This is a genomic window from Actinomadura miaoliensis, from assembly GCF_039536785.1.
Lineage (GTDB): Bacteria > Actinomycetota > Actinomycetes > Streptosporangiales > Streptosporangiaceae > Spirillospora > Spirillospora miaoliensis.
The window spans coordinates 52941-65926 of record NZ_BAAAZG010000081.1 but is presented as its reverse complement, the minus strand read 5'-3'; the positions used below and the strand labels follow the sequence as shown (position 1 = coordinate 65926).

General features: G+C 73.0%; 11 protein-coding genes. 5 read left to right on the top strand and 6 right to left on the bottom strand.

Annotated elements, in window-relative coordinates:
- Positions 1-71 precede the first annotated feature (71 nt).
- From ABD811_RS41925 to ABD811_RS41915, 3 genes are read left to right on the top strand one after another with little or no spacing between them, the layout of a single operon-like run.
- Positions 72-1757 carry an AMP-binding protein gene (locus tag ABD811_RS41925; protein ID WP_344959009.1) on the top strand — a complete coding sequence of 562 codons (1686 nt, stop codon included), beginning with the start codon at positions 72-74 and terminating at the stop codon, positions 1755-1757.
- On the top strand, positions 1754-3445 hold the full coding sequence (locus ABD811_RS41920) for an AMP-binding protein (protein WP_344959007.1): 1692 nt from the start codon (positions 1754-1756) through the stop codon (positions 3443-3445). Before ABD811_RS41925 ends, ABD811_RS41920 begins: the two co-directional genes overlap by 4 nt.
- Positions 3446-3486: 41 nt before the next feature.
- Entirely contained in the window at positions 3487-4335 is an 849-nt protein-coding gene (locus tag ABD811_RS41915) for a helix-turn-helix transcriptional regulator (RefSeq protein ID WP_344959005.1), read from the top strand.
- 282 nt (positions 4336-4617) lie between these two features.
- Here the strand turns inward: ABD811_RS41915 and ABD811_RS41910 are convergent, their stop codons facing one another.
- The 5 genes from ABD811_RS41910 to ABD811_RS41890 all read right to left on the bottom strand — a co-directional run bounded on the left by ABD811_RS41910 (position 4618) and on the right by ABD811_RS41890 (position 10839).
- A complete protein-coding gene (locus tag ABD811_RS41910; RefSeq protein WP_344959003.1) occupies positions 4618-5820 on the bottom strand; it encodes a CU044_5270 family protein in 1203 nt (400 codons plus the stop codon).
- On the bottom strand, positions 5813-6388 hold the full coding sequence (locus tag ABD811_RS41905) for an RNA polymerase sigma factor (protein ID WP_344959001.1): 576 nt from the start codon (positions 6386-6388) through the stop codon (positions 5813-5815). The genes ABD811_RS41910 and ABD811_RS41905 overlap by 8 nt, the downstream gene beginning before the upstream one ends.
- Before the next feature lie 102 nt (positions 6389-6490).
- Positions 6491-7909 carry a GntP family permease gene (locus tag ABD811_RS41900; RefSeq protein WP_344958999.1) on the bottom strand — a complete coding sequence of 473 codons (1419 nt, stop codon included), beginning with the start codon at positions 7907-7909 and terminating at the stop codon, positions 6491-6493.
- Between the two features lie 54 nt (positions 7910-7963).
- Positions 7964-9580 carry an N-acyl-D-amino-acid deacylase family protein gene (locus ABD811_RS41895; RefSeq protein ID WP_344959103.1) on the bottom strand — a complete coding sequence of 539 codons (1617 nt, stop codon included), beginning with the start codon at positions 9578-9580 and terminating at the stop codon, positions 7964-7966.
- The gene (locus ABD811_RS41890; protein WP_344958997.1) at positions 9580-10839 is read right to left on the bottom strand and encodes an alanine racemase; all 1260 of its coding nucleotides are present in this window, start codon (positions 10837-10839) and stop codon (positions 9580-9582) included. Before ABD811_RS41890 ends, ABD811_RS41895 begins: the two co-directional genes overlap by 1 nt.
- A gap of 95 nt (positions 10840-10934) precedes the next feature.
- Between ABD811_RS41890 and ABD811_RS41885 the strand changes: the two genes are divergently transcribed.
- Both ABD811_RS41885 and ABD811_RS41880 read left to right on the top strand, forming a co-directional pair.
- Positions 10935-11696, top strand: coding sequence for an IclR family transcriptional regulator (locus ABD811_RS41885; RefSeq protein ID WP_344958995.1), 762 nt, complete (start codon positions 10935-10937; stop codon positions 11694-11696).
- Positions 11693-12097 carry a RidA family protein gene (locus ABD811_RS41880; RefSeq protein WP_344958993.1) on the top strand — a complete coding sequence of 135 codons (405 nt, stop codon included), beginning with the start codon at positions 11693-11695 and terminating at the stop codon, positions 12095-12097. Before ABD811_RS41885 ends, ABD811_RS41880 begins: the two co-directional genes overlap by 4 nt.
- On the opposite strand, the gene ABD811_RS41875 is transcribed toward ABD811_RS41880, so the two are convergent.
- A complete protein-coding gene (locus ABD811_RS41875; RefSeq protein WP_344958991.1) occupies positions 12094-12873 on the bottom strand; it encodes an ABC transporter permease in 780 nt (259 codons plus the stop codon). The genes ABD811_RS41880 and ABD811_RS41875 overlap by 4 nt on opposite strands.
- Positions 12874-12986: the final 113 nt, after the last annotated feature.

The following is a 12986-nucleotide window of genomic DNA, read 5'->3' as shown; positions in this document are numbered from 1 at the left end:
GTCACAGTCATGCCCAACCATCCTCCTAACCAGGGCGGCGTGTGACGGCCCGGGTACCGAGGAGGATGTGCATGGCGGCAGTGGAGTTCCGGGCGGCTCGCGACTTCTTGCTCGCCCATCGTGACGACTACGCGACGGCGTACGAGAAGTTCCGCTGGCCGGTCCTGACGGGGTTCAACTGGGCCCTGGACTGGTTCGACAAGATCGCCGAGGACAACGACCGGCCCGCCCTGTGGATCGTCGAGGAGGACGGCTCGGAGGCGAAGTACTCGTTCGCCGAGCTGTCGCGGCGCTCCAACCAGGTGGCCAACCGGCTGCGCGCGGCCGGGGTGCGGCGCGGCGACCGGATCATCGTCATGCTCGGCAACCAGGTGGAGCTGTGGGAGACGCTGCTGGCCGCCATGAAGCTCGGCGCGGTGATCATCCCGGCGACGCCGCTGCTCGGCCCCGCCGACCTGCGTGACCGGCTGGCGCGCGGCAAGGCCCGGCACGTCGTCGTGCGCTCCTCCGACACCGCCAAGTTCGACGGCATCGAGGGCGACTACACGCGCGTCGCGGTCGGCGAGCCGGTCGACGGCTGGCTGCCGTACGACGTCGCCTACCAGGCCGACGACACCTTCGCCCCGTACGGCGCCACCCGCGCGAGCGACACGCTGCTCCTGTACTTCACCTCGGGCACGACCGCCCAGCCCAAGCTGGTGGAGCACACGCACGCCTCGTACCCGGCCGGGCACCTGTCGACGATGTACTGGATCGGGCTGCGGCCCGGTGACGTCCACCTCAACATCTCCTCGCCGGGCTGGGCCAAGCACGCCTGGAGCAACGTGTTCGCGCCGTGGAACGCCGAGGCATGCGTGTTCATCTTCAACTACACGCGCTTCGACGCCGAACGGCTGCTGCGCGAGATGGACCGCTGCGGCGTGACGAGCTTCTGCGCCCCGCCCACCGTGTGGCGCATGCTGATCCAGGCCGACCTGACCAAGCTCCGGACTCCGCCGCGCGAGGTGGTCGCGGCGGGCGAGCCGCTCAACCCCGAGGTGATCGAACGGGTCCGCGCGGCGTGGGGCGTGACGATCCGCGACGGCTTCGGGCAGACCGAGACCACCGTCCAGATCGCCAACACCCCCGGCCAGCAGGTGCGGCCCGGGTCGATGGGCCGCCCGGTGCCCGGCTACCGCGTCACGCTCGTCGACCCGGTGACCGGCGAGCCCGGCGAGGAGGGCGAGATCTGCCTCGACCTGGACGAACGGCCGCTCGGCCTGATGGTCGGCTACCACGGCGACGCCGAGCGCACCGACGAGGCGATGGCCGGGGGCCGCTACCACACCGGCGACATCGGCGCCCGCGACGCCGACGGCTACATCACCTACGTGGGCCGCGCCGACGACGTGTTCAAGGCGTCCGACTACAAGATCTCCCCGTTCGAGCTGGAGAGCGTGCTGATCGAGCACGAGGCCGTCGCCGAGGCCGCCGTCGTGCCGTCGCCCGACCCGGTGCGGCTGGCGGTGCCCAAGGCGTACGTGACGCTGGCGGCGGGCTGGGAGCCGACCGCCGAGACCGCCGCCGCGATCTTCGCGCACAGCCGGGCGCAGCTGTCGCCGTACAAGCGCATCCGGCTGCTGGAGTTCACCGACGACCTGCCCAAGACCATCTCCGGCAAGATCCGCCGCGTCCAGCTGCGGGGCGACGAACTCGACAAGCATCCCGACGCCGACGCCCGCCCGGCCGGCGAGTTCCGGGAGGAGGAGCTGCGATGAAGACACCGGGGAGTGTGGGGGGTCGTCCCTCCGCAGCCGACACGACCGAGCTCTCGTACGCGTCCGGCACGTCGGCCACGCCGCTGCTGGGCGACACGATCGGCGCCAACTTCGACCGCACCGTGGCGCGCTTCCCCGACCGGGACGCGCTCGTCGACCGCCCGACCTGGCGCCGCTGGACGTACCAGCAGCTCGCCGCCGAGGTCGACACCGTCGCGCTGGGCCTGGACCGGCTGGGAGTGCGCAAGGGCGACCGGGTCGGCATCTGGGCGCCCAACTGCGCCGAGTGGGTGATCGTCCAGTACGCCACGGCCAAGATCGGCGCGGTGCTGGTCAACATCAACCCCGCCTACCGGGTGCACGAGCTGGAGTACGTGCTCAAGCAGGCGGGCGTGCGCACGCTGGTGGCCGCGCCCGCATTCAAGACCTCCGACTACGCCGCCATGATCGAGCAGGTGCGGCCGAACTGCCCGGACCTGCGCGACGTGCTGCTGCTCGGCGGCGACGCCTGGCGGGCGCTGGCCGAGTCCGGACGCGACGCCGACCCGGCGCGCCTGGCCGAGATCGCCGCCACGCTCGGCGCGGACGACCCGATCAACATCCAGTACACCAGCGGGACGACCGGGTTCCCCAAGGGCGCGACGCTGTCGCACCACAACATCCTCAACAACGGCTTCTTCGTCGGCGAGCTGTGCGGCTACGACGAGGAGGACCGCATCTGCGTGCCCGTGCCCTTCTACCACTGCTTCGGCATGGTGATGTGCAACCTGGCGGCCACCAGCCACGGCGCGGGCATCGTCATCCCGGCGCCGTCGTTCGAGCCGCGCGCCACGCTGGAGGCGGTCGCCGCCGAGCGCTGCACCTCCCTGTACGGGGTGCCGACGATGTTCATCGCCGAGCTGAACGACCCGTCCTTCCCCGCCCACGACCTGTCGTCGCTGCGCACCGGCATCATGGCCGGGTCGCCCTGCCCGGTCGAGGTGATGAAGCAGGTCATCGAGCGGATGGGCATGGGAGAGGTGGCGATCTGCTACGGCATGACCGAGACCTCGCCCGTCTCCACCCAGACCCGCGCCGACGACTCGCTCGACCGGCGCGTGTCCACGGTCGGCACCGTCCACCCGCACCTGGAGGTCAAGATCGTCGACCCGCAGACCGGGGCGACGGTGCCGCGCGGCACGCCCGGCGAGCTGTGCACCCGCGGCTACTCGGTGATGCTCGGCTACTGGGACGACCCGGAGCAGACCGCCGAGGCCATCGACGCGGCCCGCTGGATGCACACCGGCGACCTGGCGGTCATGGACGCCGAGGGCTACGTCAACATCACCGGCCGGATCAAGGACATGGTGATCCGGGGCGGCGAGAACATCTACCCGCGCGAGGTGGAGGAGTTCCTCTACACCCATCCCGACATCGTGGACGCGCAGGTCATCGGCGTGCCGGACGCCAAGTACGGGGAGGAGCTGATGGCCTGGGTCCGGCTGCGCCCCGGCGCCGAGCCGCTGACCGCCGAGTCGCTGCGCGAGTTCTGCACCGGCCGCCTGGCGCACTTCAAGATCCCCCGGTACGTGCACGTCGTGGACGAGTTCCCGATGACCGTCACCGGCAAGGTCCGCAAGGTGCAGATGCGCGAGGAGGCCCTCGACATCCTCGGCCTGCACGACGTGGCGGCCACCGAACACGCCTGAACCCTGGCGGTCACGGCGCGGGTCGGGGCATGCTGGCGGACATGGGAGACGACGCGGGGGCGTTCCGCTCCTCCGTCCTGTCGCTGCACCGGGTGACGGGGTTGCCGGTGGTGTTCGGCGGCGCGCTGAGCGGCCCCGAACGGCTGCGCATCAGCGAACTGGTCGGCAACACCACCGAGTCCCTGTCCGGCCTGGTCGTGCGGCAGGGGTCCGGGCTGGGCGGCAAGGCGATGGCCACGGGACGGCCGATGTGGGTCAGCGACTATCCGCACGCGCCGTCCATCACCCACGACTACGACAAACCGGTGACGCACGAGGGCCTGCTGACGGTCATGGCGATCCCGATCGTGGTGCGGCGGCGGGTGCGCGGTGTGCTGTACGGGGCGTTGCGCGAGCCGCTCGGCCTGGCCGACCGGGTCGTGGCGTCCGCCGTGCAGACCGCCCGCGACCTGGAGCAGGACCTCGCGGTACGGGACGCGGCCGACGAGGCGCTGGCCCGCGTGCAGCGCGAGGCCACCGCCGACGAACCGCGCGTCACGGCGGCCCGCTGGGAGGAGGTCCGCGCCGTCCACGCCGAGCTGCGCGGCCTGGCCGACCAGATCGCCGACCCGGCGCTGCGCGACCGGCTGCTGGCCGCGTCCACCCGGCTCGCCGCCGCCGGTTCCGACACCCGCGCGTCCGGCGGCCCGCCGCGTCCGGCGCTGTCGCCGCGCGAGCTGGACGTGCTGTCGTACGTGGCGATCGGCTGCACCAACGCCGAGGCGGCGCGGCGCCTCGGGCTGCTGCCCGAGACCGTCAAGAGCTATCTGCGTTCGGCCATGCGCAAGCTGGACGCCCACACCCGCATGCAGGCCGTCGCCGCGGCCCGCCGCGCGGGTCTGCTTCCCTGACCGCGCCGGGCCGTCAGGTCCGTGAGATCGAGCGGCCCGGCGACGCGCTGCGGGGTGACGGCGTCCACGGCGACCGAACAGCTCGGCCCCCGCGGCGTGCTGCCGGCCTGCGGTCGCCAAGCCCGCGCCGGGCCTCGATCGCTCGGCGACGCCATGGGTGCCCCCATGGCGCCCGCCATCGTACGTCCACGAAGCTAACACTTTTACGAACACCTGTGTTCGTAAGACCCGACACACGGCGGCGGGTCGGAGGACCCGCCGCCGCGCCTCACCGCCGGGTGGTCACTTCGGCGGGGTGTCGGTCCACTCGGCGACCTCGAACAACTCGTAGGAGGCCAGCTCCCCCGGCCGGTGGAAACGGTCGGGCATGTTCTCGGCCTTCAGCGCGCGGGGCCGGCCGTTGTCCCCGGGCGGGAGCGGGCGGCTGCCTCGCGGCGGCGTGGCGACGACGTCGCGGATGGCCAGCAGCCTCCCGCCGGCGGGATCGACGATCCACTGCCGCCGGTACGTGCCGAGCTGCTTGGGCGCGGTGTAGAGGCCGAGCGGGACGGTCGTCTCCAGCGGCAGGGAGATCACCGTTCCGGGGCGGCCCATCGGGTCGGCCGCCGTGCCCTCGGCCTTGACGCCGGGCAGGGCGGCGAGCATCCGGAACGCCGCCGCCCGTACGCGCGGCGGAGCGGGGGCCCTGGACAGCAGCGTCCCGGCGACCTCGCTCAGCGCACGGGTGCGTTCCTCACCGCGCAGGGCGCTGATGGGCTCCTGCCTGTTACTGGAGGAGGACGCGTGCCAGTTGCCCCTGAGTTTCAGCAGGGCCTTCTCCAGCGCCTCGGGGTCGGTGGGCAGGCCGGCCACCTGCTTGACCGACATGCCGAAGTACTCGGCGTCGGTCGGCCGCATGGGCAGCCGGTTCCCCGGGGCGGGCGCGTTCATGAACACGACCGCCTGCTCGGGCCCCTCGGGATTGGGCACCTCCACCGTCTGCGGGGACCCGGCCTGCCGCCACCTGCGCATGTCCTCGGCCGTCAACGGACGGCCCGCCAGGTCAACGTGCGCCCAGTTCGCCGAGCCGTCCGGGCCGACCCACACGACGTTCCGCTGCCGCGAATCGACCTTGTAATGGTCGGCCGCGCTCTTGCCGACCCCGTAGATCTGCCCCATGACGGTCTCGGTGTGCCAGTACCGGCCGGTCGGGGCCTTCTCCGCGTTGGACGCGGCCACCAGCAACACGTTTCCCGACAGGGGGACGGTGCCCTGGCCGCCCGGCCCACTGGTTCGGCCCGACGATCCGCCGGACGAGATCAGGGAGACGGCGGTGACGGTGGCCGCGCCTGCGGCGATCACGCTCACCAGCGGGATCCGCCAGTTGCGACGGCGGCGGCGCGGTGCGGCGTCGGGCCGCCAGCCGGTGCGCAGGGCGATCCGCTCGGGGGGCTCCTCCTCGGCCAGTGCGGTGCGCATCTGTCGCAGGGCGTCGAGTTCATCCATCGTTGTTCTCCTGGGGGAGGGCCTTGCGGAGCTTGGTCCGGGCCCGGTGGATCTTGGCCTTGACGGTGCCGAGGGGCAGGCCGAGCGTCGCCGCGATCTCGGCGTACGACATGTCGCCCCAGGCGAGCAGCAGGACGAGATGACGCTCCTGGGCGCTCAGCGACGCCAGCGCCCTGGCCAGGTGCGGGCCGAGCGCCGCGGCCGACGCACGGTCGCTGGCCAGGTCGGCGACGCCGTCCTCGGCCGGGTCCACGCCGGTCCGGGCGAACGCCCGGTACATGCGGGTCTCCTGCCGGTGGTGCTTGGCGATCAGATTGCTCGCGATGCCCCACAGCCACGCGCCGAACTCGGCCCGTCCGTCGAACTTCCCGCGCTGCCGGAACGCCGTGGTGAACGTCTCGGCCACGAGGTCGTCGGCGAGCGGGAGGCCGAGCCGTCGCTTGACGTAGGCGTGGAGCCTGGGCGCATGGCGGTGGAACAGCTCGCCGAACACCTCGGGGGTTTCGAGGGAGGCCGCGACTATTCGCGAATCGTCGCGTTCGTCCCTGGCATGACTCACCATGGCCATGGGCCGGGAAGTCCCTTCATCGGGGGTGTCCTCCGCGTCTCGGGAGTGCTGACACCTCCTCTATCCCGAAGCCCCCGGCCCGGTTGCCTCCGCGAGGAGCGGTCAGATGAAGACGCTGAGGGTCGCGGCGACGGCGAAGCCCACGACGGACAGGATCGTCTCCAGCACCGTCCAGGTCTTCAGGGTGTCCCGCACGGACATGTTGAAGTAGCGGGAGACGATCCAGAAGCCGCCGTCGTTGACGTGCGAGGCGATGATCGAGCCCGCGGAGATGGCGATGACGATCAGCGCCAGGTGGGCCTGGCCGTGGTGCTCGCCCTGCAGCAGCGGCGCCACGATGCCGCCGGTGGTGACGATCGCGACGGTGGCCGAGCCCTGCGCCAGCCGCATCCCGCAGCTGATCAGGTAGGCCAGCACGATCACCGGCAGGCCCGCGTCCGACAGCGTCCCGGCCAGCGCCTTGCCGACGCCGGTGGCGGAGATGACCGCGCCGAAGAACGCGCCCGCGCCGACCACCAGCAGGATCATGCCGACCGGGCGCAGCGACCGGGTGGCCAGCTCCGACAGCTCGGCGGCCGGGATGCCGCGCCGCACGCCCAGCAGCCACATGGCCAGCAGCACCGCGATGGTGAGCGCGACGGCCGGGTTGCCGAGGAAGGTCAGCGTGGGCAGCGCGGCGCTGTCCTTCCACCAGACGGTGCCGAACGTGGCGAGCAGGATCAGCACCAGCGGCACCGCGATGACCAGCAGGACCAGGCCGAGAGACGGCTCGGGCCGCTCGGCGGCGCGGCCCTTCTCCCCGCCCGCCTTCTCCTCGCCCGCCTTCTCCTCGCCCACCACGTAGTCCTCGGGCACGGTGACGTGCACGCGCTTGCCGATCCACGCGCCCCACGCCACGCCCGCCACCAGGAACGCCGGGACGCCGCACACCACGCCCATGACGATGATCCAGCCGAGGGACACGCCGAGCAGCCCGGCGGCGGCCACCGGCCCGGGGTGCGGGGGCAGGAACGCGTGCGTCATCGACAGCCCCGCCAGCAGCGGCATCGCGTACAGCACCAGCGACCGCCCGCCCCGCCGCGCGGTGATGTAGACCAGCGGCGCGAGCACGAAGATCCCGATGTCGAAGAAGACCGGGATGCCGAAGATCAGTCCGGCCAGGCCCATCGCGAGGGGGGCGCCGCGTTCGCCGAAGACGCGCAGCAGGCGGCGGGTGAGGACGTCGGCGCCGCCGGAGGCCTCCAGGATCGCGCCGAGGATGGTGCCGAGCCCGATGATCGGGGCGATGTGCCCGAGGATGCCGCCGAAGCCGGTCTCCAGCAGGGAGTTCTTGGAGCTGAGCGCGGTGCCGACGATCTGCTCGACGCTGAGCCCGGCGGCCAGCGCCAGCGCCAGGCCGGACAGCAGCAGGGAGATGAACGGCTCCAGCCGCACCCTGATGATGAGGAACAGCAGCAGCGCGATCGCCGCCGCGCAGAGCAGCAGCAGGCCGCCCGTGTCGTGGTGCAGCCAATCGATCATGTGGGGGTCCTTCTGGTGGGGGGCGGCCAGAAAGCGGGGTCGGAAGCTGCGGGGTCAGCGGGTGAGGGTGTCGGGGCCGCGGCGGAGGGAGCGGCCGGGCAGGGCGCCGGTGTGGGAGCCGTCGTCGATGACCGCGACGCCGCCGACGAAGACGTACGGGATGCCCTCGGGACGCCGCCGGGGCGCGTCGAAGGTGGCGGTGTCGCGGACGGTCTCGGGGTCGAACAGCACGAGGTCGGCGTGGAAGCCGGGACGGACCAGGCCGCGGTCGGCGAGCCTGAGGCGGCGGGCGGCGCGTCCGGTCAGGTGCGCCACGCACTCCTCCAGCGACAGCACGCCCAGCTCGCGCACGTACCGGCCCAGGTAGCGCGGGAAGGTGCCCCACCCGCGCGGGTGCGGCTTCGCGGCTGCGCCGGCTTCGGTGACCAGGGGCAGGATCCCGTCGCTGCCGCCGGTGTGCGCGGGATGGCGCATGATCGTCTGGACGTTGTCCTCGTGCCCGACGTGCTGCAGGATCGTCGTCCCCAGCTCGTCGGCCACCAGGCGTTCGCAGAACACCTCGAACGGGGGACGGCCGGACGCGGCGGACAGCTCGGCGACCGTCCGGCCGACCGCCGACGGGTCGCGGGAGCCGGAGATCTCGATGGTGTCCCAGTCCATGGGGACGCCGTGGCAGCCGTCCGAGCCGTCCACCTCCATGACGTGCCGGATGCGTTCGCGGGTCCCCGCGTCGGCGAGCCGCGCCAGGGTCGCGGCGGGCCCGCCCTCGGACGCCCAGCTCGGCAGCAGCGCGGCGAGCGTCGTGGAGCCGGGCAGGTAGGGGTAGGTGTCGAGGGTGATGTCGCAGCCGCCCGCGATGGCGTCGTCGAGCAGGCGCAGCAGGTCGGGGGCGCGTCCGGCGTTGACGCCGAAGTTCATGGTGGCGTGGGCCAGGTGCAGCGGGCAGCCGGACCGCCGCGACACCTCCACCATCTCCGCGTACGCCGCCAGCGCCCCCGCCCCGTACGAGCGGTGGTGCGGGGCGTAGAAGCCGCCGAGTGACGCCACGACGCGGCACAGCTCGACCAGCTCGTCATCGCGGGCGTACATGCCGGGCACGTACGTCAGCCCGCTCGACATGCCGACCGCGCCCTCGCGCATGCCGGTGGCGACGAGGTCGCGTTGCCGGTCGAGTTCGGCCTCGGTGGGCGGGCGGTCGTCCCACCCCATGGCGAGCACGCGCACCGTGCCCTGCGGGACGAGGTAGCAGGCGTTGACGGCGATGCCCTCGTCCAGGCGGTCGAGGTACTCGCCGACGCTCCGCCAGTTCCAGTCGAAGCCGGCGGGGTCGCCGTTCCAGCCCGCGATGGTCTGCCGGATCGCGGGCAGCGTCTCGTCGTCGACGGGCGCGTACGACAGGCCGTCCTGCCCGAGCACCTCCGTCGTGACGCCCTGGCTCACCTTGGCCGTGTGGTCGCGTTCGACCAGTAGGCGCAGGTCGGAGTGGGCGTGCATGTCGATGAAGCCGGGCGCGAGCACCAGGCCGGACGCGTCGATCTCCCGGCGGGCGCCGCGCGGCAGCCGGTCGTCCACGGCCTCGACGCGCCCGTCGGTGACGGCGACGTCGGCGACGCGGCCGGGCGCGCCCGTGCCGTCCACGACGGTGGCGCCGCGGATGAGCAGGCCGGACATCAGAACCACGTCCGGATGAGGTCGACCACGGCGGGGGTGTCCGCGTCGGCGTCGTCCACGACGGGGATGAGCGTCCACTTGTCCAGCACCGTGCACGGGTGCGACAGGCCGAGCCGCACCACGTCGCCCACCCGCACGTCCGCGTCGCGGAGGAAGGCGTGCTGGTCGTTGAGGGCGGTCACGCGGGCGTCCGCGACGGGCGCCGTGCCCGCGCCGCGGACGAGCTGCGGCTCGGGAAGGCCCTCGTCGAACGACAGGTCGCGCCGTCCGGCGTCCAGCAGCGCCAGTGCGGGTTCGGGCCGCGACACCACGCGCGCCCACGCGTGCATCGCCGACCGCAGCCGCTCGCCGTGCCCGGTGCCGCGCGCGAACGGCGAGATGGAACGGTAGAACCCGTCGTCGTGGACGACGTACGCGCCCGAACGCAGCACCACCCGCGCGTCGAGCCCGGCGAGCACGTCCACCACCTGGTCGAAGAACGCGCTGCCGCCCGCCGAGACGACCGGCTCGTCCACCTCGTAGGCGAGGCGCTCGTGCAGGGCGGCCATCCTGCGCAGGTAGGTCTCGACGGCGGCGCGTCCCTCGTCGGAGGCGTCGTGGGCGAGGGCGCCCTCGTATCCGGCGACGCCCGCCAGCCGCAGGGTCGGCGCCCTGCGCACGGCCTCGGCGACGGCCGCCGCCTCGTCGTCGTCGCGCACGCCCGTCCGGCCGCCGGGCCCGCCCAGCTCGACGCACACGTCCACGGGACGGGACGCGCCGGCCGCGCGCAGCGCCTGGTCCATCAGCTCCACGGAGCGGACGGCGTCCACCCACGACAGGAACGTGAAGCCGGGGTCGCCGTCCAGCTCGCGTGACAGCCACGCCAGCCCGGCGGGGTCGAGCAGCGCGTTGGCCAGCAGCACGTTCCGCACGCCGAACGCGCGGCCGACGCGCAGCTGGGGAAGGTTGGCCAGGGTGATGCCCCACGCTCCGGCGTCGAGCTGGCGGCGCCACAGGGCGGGCGCCATGGTCGTCTTGCCGTGCGGGGCCAGGTGGACGCCCGCCTCCTCGGTCCAGGACGCCATCAGGCGGACGTTGTGGTCCAGGGCCCTGGCGTCCAGCGTCAGCAGCGGCGTGCCGAAGTCGTCCAGTGTCGGCCGGGTGCGCAGGTACTCCTCGACGGTCGCGCCGTCCGCCGCGGCCGGGATCGCCTTGAACCGCCAGTCGAGCCGCTCGGCCCCGAGCGCGTCGACGGCCCGCTCGTCGATTGCCTTCCCCAATCTGACCTCCTCGGTTGCATATAGCGCAACGTTGATTGCACAATATGCTGCTGCGGTTGTAGCATCCCCTGCGACAGGGGTCAATGGAGAGGCCGATGAGCCAGAGCCTGGGGCGGGCGCTGCGGATCCTGATCGAGCTGGGTGACGGCCCGCGCGGGCTCGACGATCTGGCCGCCACCGTCGGCGTGCACAAGACGACCGTGCTGCGGCTGCTGCGCACGCTGGAGGACGAGCGGTTCGTCTACCGCGACGGCGACCACCGCTTCCACCTCGGCCGGCGCATGTTCGCGCTGTCGGCCGCCGCGCTGGAGCGGCGCGAGATCCGCGGGGTCGCCGCCCCGCACCTGGCGCGGCTGAACGAGTCGACCGGGCAGACCGTCCACCTGGGCGTGTACGAGGGCGGCGAGGTCGTCTACCTGGACAAGTACGACTCCCGGCACGCCATCCGCATGTACTCGCGCATCGGGTTGCGGATGCCGCTGCACGCCACCGCCATCGCCAAGGTGCTGCTGGCCGACCTGCCCGAGGCGCGCCGCGAACGCGTCGTCCGCGAGATCGAGTTCGTCCGGTACACGCCCAACACCATCACCGGCCCGGACGCGCTGCTCGCCGAGCTGGCGCGCGTGGCCGCGCAGGGCTACGCCGTCGACGACGCCGAGCACGAGACGTTCATCCGGTGCGTCGCCGCGCCGGTCCACGACGTCACCGGGCGGGTGGTCGCCGCCGCGTCCATCTCGGTGCCGGACGTCGTGCTGACCCGCGAGCGGGTCCTGGACCTGCTGCCCGAGCTGCTCGCCACCACCCGCGCCATCTCCGCCGACTGCGGACACCGTACGGAAGGGACGACAACGCCATGAGCGACAAGACCGAGATCCGCACCGACGGCGCGCCCGCCCCCGCCTGGGTCTTCTCCCAGGGGGTGCGCAAGGGGCCGTTGCTGCAGGTCTCCGGGCAGGGCCCGCAGGACCCGTCCACCGGCGAGTACCTGCACCCGGGCGACGTGAAGGCGCAGACGCGGCGCGTGCTGGAGAACGTCAGGGCGATCCTGGACGCGGGCGGCGCGAGCGTCGAGGACGTGCTGATGTTCCGCGTCTACCTCACCAAGCGCGAGGACTTCGCCGCGATGAACGAGGCGTACGGCGAGTTCGTCAAGGCCAACTGCCCGAGCGGTGTCCTGCCCTGCCGCACCACCGTCTTCGTCGACCTGCCGCACGAGTCGATGCTCGTCGAGATCGACGCGCTCGCCTGCGTGGCCTAACCCGGCCGCCCGTCGGGGCGGTGGTCGGAGCGGTGGTCGCGCAGGCGGCCGGTGGCCACCAGCTCCAGGGTGATCAGCACGGCGACCGCCTCGATCGCCAACAGGCCGACCAGCACCAGCAGCTGTGTGGCGCCCGCCTCGATCGGGTCGGCGCCGCCGAGCAGCACGCCGACGAACGCGCCCGGCAGCGTGACCAGGCCGACCGTCCGGGTCTGGTCCAGCGCCGGGACGAGCGCCAGCGCCCCGGCCGACCGGCACACCTCCAGCGCCGCGTCCCGGGGCATCATCCCGAGCGACAGCCCGGCCTCGTACTCGCCGTGTCTGGTGCGCAGCTCGTCCACGGCGCGGCGCCCGGTCAGCGCGGTCGCGGTCATCGCGCCGCCAACGAAGATCCCCGCGATCGGCAGCACCGCCACCGGACGCGGCGGGACCACGGTGGAGGCCAGCAGCAGCGCCAGCACCGGCGCCACCCCCGCCACGATCGGCACCGCCGCCCACCAGGCGCGGCCGCGCACCGACCCGGTCACGCGGCGGCCCGCCGTGGCCGTCGCGACCACCACCATCCCGGCGATGAACAGGCCCGTCCATCCGGCGTTGCCGAGCACCGCCGCGATCAGCAGCGACACCGCCGCCAGCTGCAGCGCCGCGCGCACCGCGGCGACCGCGACCTCCCGGCTGAGACCGAGGCGGCCGAGCCGCACCAGCAGCGCCGCGACGGCCGTCAGCGCCACCAGCACCAGCCCCAGCAGCGGGCCGACCGAGGGTGCCGCGCTCATCCCGCTCCCCCTCCCGCACACCGCCACGCGCCCGTCACCAGGAGATCATCTGTCGGCGAAACCATTGTGATCCGATTACACCGGCGTGACCCATGGGGTCACCGCTAACGTGG